The 523-nt window shown below is 56.6% G+C and carries 1 protein-coding gene; it reads left to right on the top strand.

Going from position 1 to position 523, the window contains the following annotated elements; all coding sequences use genetic code 11:
• Positions 1-523 (top strand): hypothetical protein (locus D8837_RS09600; RefSeq protein WP_185755712.1); only part of this gene is annotated, 523 nt, incomplete at both ends.

Genomic DNA, 523 nt, shown 5'->3' with positions numbered 1-523 from the left:
CGATGCTGACGCGCTAGTGCTTGCTGAAGCCGAGGCACTTGTGCTTGCTGAGGCTGACGCGCTGGTACTTGCAGAAGCCGAGGCACTTGTTGATGCGGAAGCTGAAGCACTGGTACTTGCTGAGGCCGACGCGCTTGTTGATGCGGAAGCTGAAGCACTGGTACTTGCTGAAGCTGAAGCACTGGTACTTGCTGAAGCCGATGCGCTTGTTGACGCTGAAGCCGATGCACTAGTACTTGCTGAGGCCGATGCGCTTGTTGACGCTGAAGCTGATGCACTTGTCGATGCTGAGGCTGACGCACTTGTTGACGCTGAAGCCGATGCACTAGTACTTGCTGAAGCCGAGGCACTTGTTGACGCTGAAGCTGAAGCACTTGTCGATGCTGAGGCTGATGCACTGGTACTTGCTGAAGCTGACGCACTGGTACTTGCTGAGGCCGAGGCGCTTGTGCTTGCTGAAGCTGACGCACTGGTTGATGCGGAAGCTGAGGCACTTGTTGACGCTGAGGCCGACGCGCTTGTA

This window comes from Streptococcus mitis, assembly GCF_003942965.1.
GTDB classification, from domain to species: Bacteria; Bacillota; Bacilli; order Lactobacillales; family Streptococcaceae; genus Streptococcus; species Streptococcus mitis_BH.
This window is presented reverse-complemented; position numbering and strand designations above follow the sequence as displayed.